Here is a 6,726-nt window from a genome sequence, read left to right on the forward strand (position 1 = left end):
GAAGAAATACTAAAAGGAACCTTAATTAAACTAGAATCAAAATCGAAATGCCAAATAAAATAAACAATTATAACAAAAAACAAAATCGTTAAACACATCGAAAAAAACTTACCTACAACCTCATGATTCATATCATATCTCTCCTTGTTCTTGATACTTACGTCTTCTTTCTTGAGCTAAATACAAAAGGAAACTTGTACGATTCAACGCTTTATATTCCAAATTCATTTCTCTAGCAACCGTTTTTCTTCTATCATTTTCAATATCTACTAATTCATCAATCAATAAAATTTCTTCATCAGAAAAACGAAATGATCTATGTTTTTTTACTTCTGCTACTTTAGACATTTAAAAACCTCCTACCAAACTCTTATGTACACATAATATCATAATGTATACACAAAAACAACCCATTGTGTATACGTTTTTAAAAAAAGTAATCACATAGGGTTGAATAATTTATTTTTATCTATTTTATTTTCCTTTTCTAAACTTATAAATTAAAAAGCAAATAAATTGGTATAGCTATGAAACTTAGCCACAATAACCAACCTACGACTTTACCAAAACGGTTCATTACCATATCAAATAATTTAAACACCCATTTTTGAGCCTTTGTTCTCATAAAATAAACCAAACCTATAGCAACAAAACACGTAACAAATAATTGAACATCACTTAAATTAGCCTTAGGCAACATTACAACTGCATAACACATCGCAAAAGATAAAAGAAGTATATCAAACAAAAAATCACATAAACGTCTAGGATTTAAACTCAAATCAGCAAACAAATCAAACACCTCACCATACAAATTTTAAAAACAACAACATAACCAAAGCACATAAGAACCAATAAAACAAAGCCTTGAAAATTCCATATTTCAAACGAAATTTAATCAATAACTTAAAACTCAATTCCTTAAAGAAAAAAAGTGGACTCAAATAAAAAAGACCATATAAAACACCTAACAAAACAGATAACCTATCCCAAGATAAAAGGATTGGATCATTTAAAAACACAAAAACTATTATCGAAAACAACATAATATCCATAATAGGAGAAAGTTTGTTAAACATATCTCCAAATAATTCATCTTTATATCTTTCAGGAAAAAAATATTTAACTAAAAATTTATCGAATTTTTCTAAACGATCCAAAACAAAATTCATTATTACTTATCCTTTCTACATTTATAAAACAATAGCAACATCAAAAGAACAAAGCCTACAGAGGCTATAAGAAGCCCATACTCAGGCTCTTTTATCACATAAGGTAAAAACTTAGACTTCATAAAAAACTCTTCATTCGTAGGCATATACTCGCTCATTCTGATACCGTTTCCTTTGATATAGTTTCTTTTATCGCTTTATAAAAACAATACAATGATATACACCAAAAACCATAAATAATTACACTATCCATCTATATCAACTCTCTTAAATTTAGATATTTTATAAGTATTAATAAACAACATAATCCGATTTAAAATCAAATAAACTGTAATCGGATAAAGTAGCAACACAATAACTTCAAATAGAATCAACTTCTTCAATCCTTTCAATCGTTACTACTACTTGTAATAGTTGTAATTAACGCAACATCTATCGAATCCTTATTACTACTAGAAGAACCACTATAAGTTGATTTACCAACAACCATTCGTTTCATTATCACTAATGACATTAAAACCATAAAACAAGCGCCACATATCCATAAAAACGACCAAAATAAATTAATTAAAACATCGAAATCGTTCATTTAAATCCCCCAAATCGAATGATATGACATATAACCAAGAGCAACAAACACAATACATCCGAACACATTTAAAGACGATAGAAGCAAAAATGAAAGCTTCATATTTCTAAAAAATTTCTTTATATTATCAACGAATAAACAAATTGTATAACCAACACACATCCAACTTAAAACAAAAAATAATATCATCATATAATCACCTTACTTTGAAATTTTTCGACACTTCTTATAAGCAAATACATACAAAATTGAACATCCCATAAGAATACCTACAAAAACCATTATTTCACCTCATTTATCTTTTCTAAGAAAAGCCATAAATCACACAGGGATCATTATGGCATTACATCATGTTTCAGCTTGTAAATAATATAAAATGCTAATGAAATACCAACGGCAAACGCTAACGCAAACCATAATTGAGAAAACATAACTCCTGTACCATCCGAAACATCTTGAAGACTATATGTACTTTCAATAATTGGTATTGTATTTGTATCAGGAATCCCGAACGCTGCAAGACTCAACTCACTAGCATTTCCCGAACGGTCAACCGCTTGAATTTGTATTTTATATTTTCTTTTATTCTCTAACTTTTTAACCGTAAAATTAGTAGAAGAAACCAAATCACTATTAACTTTATTACCATCTACATATACGTTATATCCCGCTAAATCTTTATCAGGCACTTTGTCCCAAGAAGCAATTAAAGCACCATTAGAAGGCTTAGCAACAACATTTGACGGCACTTGTGGTGGAATATCATCTTTTTCCTCTAAAGTCTTTACAGATAAATTAACAGGAGAAGAATCATTCTTATCTTTATCAACTGCAACCACACTAAAATTATATTCTGTTAATGGTTCAAGGTCTTTTACCGTAAATTCCTCTTCTATACCAATTTCAGCTATTTTCTTTCCATTTTTTAAAATCTTAAATCCTGTTAAATCATCATCACTAGGCTTTTTCCATTTTAATTTCACTGTTTTATCAGTTGGATCAGCCTTTAAAAACGAAACTGGATTAGGTGGAATTGTTTTAGGGTCTACAAGTGTCGAAACTTTCCTAGTAAGTGTATTAGATTCAAGAATTTCACCATTTGAATCGTATAATGAAACAAACTTAAAACTATATTCCTTATCAGATTCCAAATCTAAAAATTTATAAGATGTATCAGAAGGTGAAACAGTAGCAATTTCTTTATTATCTACAAATACCTTTACACCTCTATAAAGTTCATTTTTAGGATTAGACCAAGTAAATTTAACATCATTCACACCTGGTACAGAATTTAAATTCGTAATAGATGGAACATACTTAGAACCAAAAAGTTTTAAATCAAATAAGGCTGGTCCTCCAGAAATACCAAGATACCTAATATTTTGAACATCAAATTCTTCCTTATACTCTACAGTCTCACTTGATACTGAAGAACCTGCTGGATATACTCTTGTTTCCTTAATTAACTTTCTATCAGCATCATAAAACTGCATTCTAAAAGTCGTACTGTTATATCTATTAACCCTTATAAACGCTCTAAAATTACTAATACTATAATTATCCTTTAAATCTACATAAAACGGAGATGGTAAATAATAAACTGTAGAATCATTATTATCAATCACTTCATCAAAATATCTAGAATTTAAAGTATTTTTAAAATATATATCATTAGCAATAACAAAACCTTTTCCTTTAGTTAAAATATTAGTCTCCTTTTCTTCTGCATAAACATTAAACGAACACATAAACACTAAAAGAAAAGACACTACAACAAAACACTTCTTAAATCTCAACTAACACACCTCTACCTCCATTTAACTTATTTAATTTCTAAGCAAAAATCATTATGGCAACACAGTGTGTTTCAACTTGTAGATAATATAGAATGCTAACGGAATACCAACTGCAAACGCTAATACAAGCCATAATTGAGAAAACATAACTCCGACTCCATCCGAAACATCTTGAAGACTATATTTACTCTCTATGATAGGTATGGTATTTGTATCAGGAGTCCCAAACGCTGAAAGACTCAATTCACTAACATTTCCCGAACGGTCAACCGCTTGAACCTGCACTTTATACTTTCTATTATTCTCTAAATTTTTAATCGTAAAATTAGTAGACGAAATCAAATTACTATTAATCTTTTTACCGTCTAAATAGACGTTATATCCTGCTAAATCTTTATCAGAAACTTTATCCCAAGAAGCGATTAAAGCACCGTTAGAAGGCTTAGCAAACACATTTGATGGCACATGTGGTGGAACATCATCTTTTTCTTCTAAAGTCTTTACAGACAAATTAACAGGAGAAGAATCATTCTTATCTCTATCTACTGCAACCACACCAAAATTATAATCTGTTAATGGTTCAAGATTTTTCACTGTAAATTCTTCTTCCAAACCTATTTCAGCTAACTTGTTTTCCATTTTGTAAAATCTTAAATCCTGCTAAATCATCATCTTTTGGACTTTTCCATTTTAATTTCACTGTTTTATCAGTTGGTTCAGCCGTCAAAGAAAATACAGGACCTGGAGGAACTGTCTTTGGATCAATAAGAGTTTTTACTCCTTTTTGAATACCTACAGATTCACCCTCAGCATAAACAGAGACAAATTTAAAATTATAATTTTTATTCGCTTCTAACCCATCAACTTTATAAGCACTCTCATTCTTATCAACAGTAGCAACTAATTTATCTTCTTTATAAATTTTCACACCAGTAAATCCAACCATATTAGGATTATTCCATGTAAAATTAACATCATTTACACCTTCAACAGCATTTAAATTAGAGATATCATCTAACTTAGTTAAATCAGCTTTAGCAAGTAAACTCATGCCTAAAATAGCATTTTCAATCCCACTAACATTGTATCCAGAAGTATAATCAAACTTTACATACCTAACTTTTTTAAAATTAATATCTTTTTTATATTCCACACCACTAGAAAGCTTTAAAAAATCAGAACCAATTTTATTTTTATTAGAATCAAAAAAGTAAAGACTGCTTCCGGTTTATAATTCCTAACATTATTACCATCAGAAGGAGTTATCCTAAATTGAGTTACTTCAGCTTCAACACCTAAATCAAAATAAACAGATGGCGTTCGATTATTACCAATATCATAGTTAAAATACATAGGATTATTTGCTATAAATTGTTGACCTTTAAATGAAAATACTTGGTCAAAAGCTAAACTTGTATATCCTTTTTTACCTTGTAAAATTGAAACCTCTTTAACTTCTGCACTAGCAAAACTAGGCAAAACAGACAAACACATTATCATCATTAAAGAAAAAACCGCTAAACACTTCTTAAATCTCAACTAACACACCTCTACCTCCATTTAGCTAAATCTTTAACAAGGAACCAAGTAGTATTTTTCAAAACGCTTCACTGAAAAATCTCCACTTTCTTCACTACGTTACGTCCTTGTGAAACATTTTTAGGCGCTTTTGGGCTTATCGCCAAGCCGTATATACCCAAAAGTAAGAGTTGCGCTAATCGGCTTGTTCTAACAATTATAAGCGCCTAATCGCTTTCCTAACGTCCATATTTTTGGCCCTACTTCTTAACAATCACGTTTTCTTTAAAGCCAGCCTTCCAACCCCAAAAGTAAGGGAAAAGATTTAAACATCTCTTATTAACTCTCTTTTTAATTCTTTACTTAAATTTTTCAGTTGATATTCAAATCTATACAATTCAAGCTTTTCTTGTTCTGTAAACTCATATTTCGTATCTAAACGCCTAATATGATTCATACACGACTCAAACGCTTCTATCGTGCCTTCTACTTGTCTTTTCACTCTTTTACTACCTATCACAACAATCACCCCTCAACGCATACTATCTAAGTGCAAACGAACCACAGTTAAACTATCAATCACCTTGTAATAATCCCTTGGATCAATACCCAAAAGTTTTAATTTCTCCTTTAAATTATCAATTTCATCACATACATTTTTTATTGATTGCTCCACAACAAAACTATTTTTCATGTTTCAATCATCCCCTTAACATTAACCGCTCATGCCCACCCGCTAGGGCGTGTGTGCATTTCGTGCTAACGCATTTGTTATATCGCTTGTTTCAACTCTCTCAACATCTTTAGTTTGTCGAGTGTTTCATAATACAAATCGTTCGTTTTCTTCAAATCGACCAGTAAACTATCAAACTCAGCCTTATTTGCTGGATATTCTAACGGAGTTACCATTGAATGAGTATCAAACACCTCATTTACTAACTTAATAGCATTCTCTTTTTTCATTTTCATTGTTTTTAGCAATCTATCTTCTTGATAATCTACTATTGGATAATAAAAATAATTTTTATCCTTTCTTACCGGAACATATACATATGTAATATCTCTAAAACGACTATCCACATTACTAAATAACGGAGTTGTAAGCATCAATGTACAACGCATTTTCCGTAAGAAGAAAGCAATATGAGAGAAGTATTTAGAAGCATTAGACAACGAGTTTCGGCTGTCTATATCTAAATGACACTCATCTAATAACAAAATGGTAGATGGCTCTTTAGCAATCTTTAAGAAGTCCTTAAACGATGTAAAAGGCTTAGAACCTTTTACACCAAAGTTTGAATACAATGTACACCCTGTTTTCTGTTGGTACATCTTAGCAAACAAAACCATTCCTAACGTTTTACCGTTTCCCATGAAACCAGTGAATGTGTAAACATACATTATCTATTCACTTCCCTTTGTATCTTTTGTTGTTCCCTCATATGCTTATTCATTTCAGGCATTACACCATTAGCACTAGCAACTTGAGCCTTTATAAGACCCGATAACTTAGCATTACCTTTAATTCTGTCAGCAAGCGTAATTTTATTAATTAATTCAAAGAATCTTTGGAATGGAGTTACTTTCGGTTTCATATCAACCATAAATTTCGCAATATCTCCAACTCCCATTTCTCGCATTAAAAACATAG

Annotated in this window: 8 protein-coding genes and 2 pseudogenes; all 10 read right to left on the reverse strand. The window is 30.5% G+C overall.

The window, feature by feature from the left end:
• Positions 1 to 132 precede the first annotated feature (132 nt).
• Positions 133 to 348 (reverse strand): hypothetical protein, encoded by a 216-nt coding sequence (locus JFU02_RS01685; RefSeq protein WP_201069497.1) that lies wholly within the window; start codon positions 346 to 348, stop codon positions 133 to 135.
• A gap of 145 nt (positions 349 to 493) precedes the next feature.
• On the reverse strand, positions 494 to 793 hold the full coding sequence (locus JFU02_RS01690; protein WP_201069498.1) for a hypothetical protein: 300 nt from the start codon (positions 791 to 793) through the stop codon (positions 494 to 496).
• A gap of 10 nt (positions 794 to 803) precedes the next feature.
• A complete protein-coding gene (locus JFU02_RS01695) occupies positions 804 to 1,172 on the reverse strand; it encodes a hypothetical protein (protein WP_201069499.1) in 369 nt (122 codons plus the stop codon).
• A 388-nt stretch (positions 1,173 to 1,560) separates the two neighbouring features.
• Entirely contained in the window at positions 1,561 to 1,761 is a 201-nt protein-coding gene (locus JFU02_RS01700; protein ID WP_201069500.1) for a hypothetical protein, read from the reverse strand.
• 335 nt (positions 1,762 to 2,096) lie between these two features.
• Entirely contained in the window at positions 2,097 to 3,557 is a 1,461-nt protein-coding gene (locus tag JFU02_RS01705) for a fibronectin type III domain-containing protein (RefSeq protein ID WP_242488011.1), read from the reverse strand.
• A gap of 51 nt (positions 3,558 to 3,608) precedes the next feature.
• Positions 3,609 to 5,096 (reverse strand): annotated as a pseudogene (locus JFU02_RS32695) (fibronectin type III domain-containing protein).
• A gap of 304 nt (positions 5,097 to 5,400) precedes the next feature.
• Complete coding sequence (locus tag JFU02_RS01720; protein ID WP_058840008.1) at positions 5,401 to 5,595, reverse strand: hypothetical protein; 195 nt, start codon at positions 5,593 to 5,595, stop codon at positions 5,401 to 5,403.
• Between the two features lie 12 nt (positions 5,596 to 5,607).
• Positions 5,608 to 5,769 (reverse strand): hypothetical protein, encoded by a 162-nt coding sequence (locus tag JFU02_RS01725; protein WP_170953377.1) that lies wholly within the window; start codon positions 5,767 to 5,769, stop codon positions 5,608 to 5,610.
• Between the two features lie 77 nt (positions 5,770 to 5,846).
• Positions 5,847 to 6,476: a P-loop NTPase family protein gene (locus JFU02_RS01730; RefSeq protein ID WP_201069502.1), complete on the reverse strand. Its 630-nt coding sequence runs from the start codon at positions 6,474 to 6,476 to the stop codon at positions 5,847 to 5,849.
• Positions 6,476 to 6,726, reverse strand: a pseudogene (locus tag JFU02_RS01735) (hypothetical protein); the annotation flags it as partial. The pseudogene JFU02_RS01735 and the gene JFU02_RS01730, both read right to left, overlap by 1 nt.

This window comes from Bacillus sp. TH13, assembly GCF_016651175.1.
In the GTDB taxonomy this organism is placed as follows: domain Bacteria; phylum Bacillota; class Bacilli; order Bacillales; family Bacillaceae_G; genus Bacillus_A; species Bacillus_A thuringiensis_S.

Bases quoted from the DNA above. Each gene is read 5' to 3' on its own strand.
- JFU02_RS01685 (WP_201069497.1), bottom strand. From the start codon at position 348: ATGTCTAAAGTAGCAGAAGTAAAAAAACATAGATCATTTCGTTTTTCT.
- JFU02_RS01695 (WP_201069499.1), bottom strand. From the start codon at position 1,172: ATGAATTTTGTTTTGGATCGTTTAGAAAAATTCGATAAATTTTTAGTT.
- JFU02_RS01700 (WP_201069500.1), bottom strand. From the start codon at position 1,761: ATGAACGATTTCGATGTTTTAATTAATTTATTTTGGTCGTTTTTATGG.
- JFU02_RS01725 (WP_170953377.1), bottom strand. From the start codon at position 5,769: ATGAAAAATAGTTTTGTTGTGGAGCAATCAATAAAAAATGTATGTGAT.
- JFU02_RS01730 (WP_201069502.1), bottom strand. From the start codon at position 6,476: ATGTATGTTTACACATTCACTGGTTTCATGGGAAACGGTAAAACGTTA.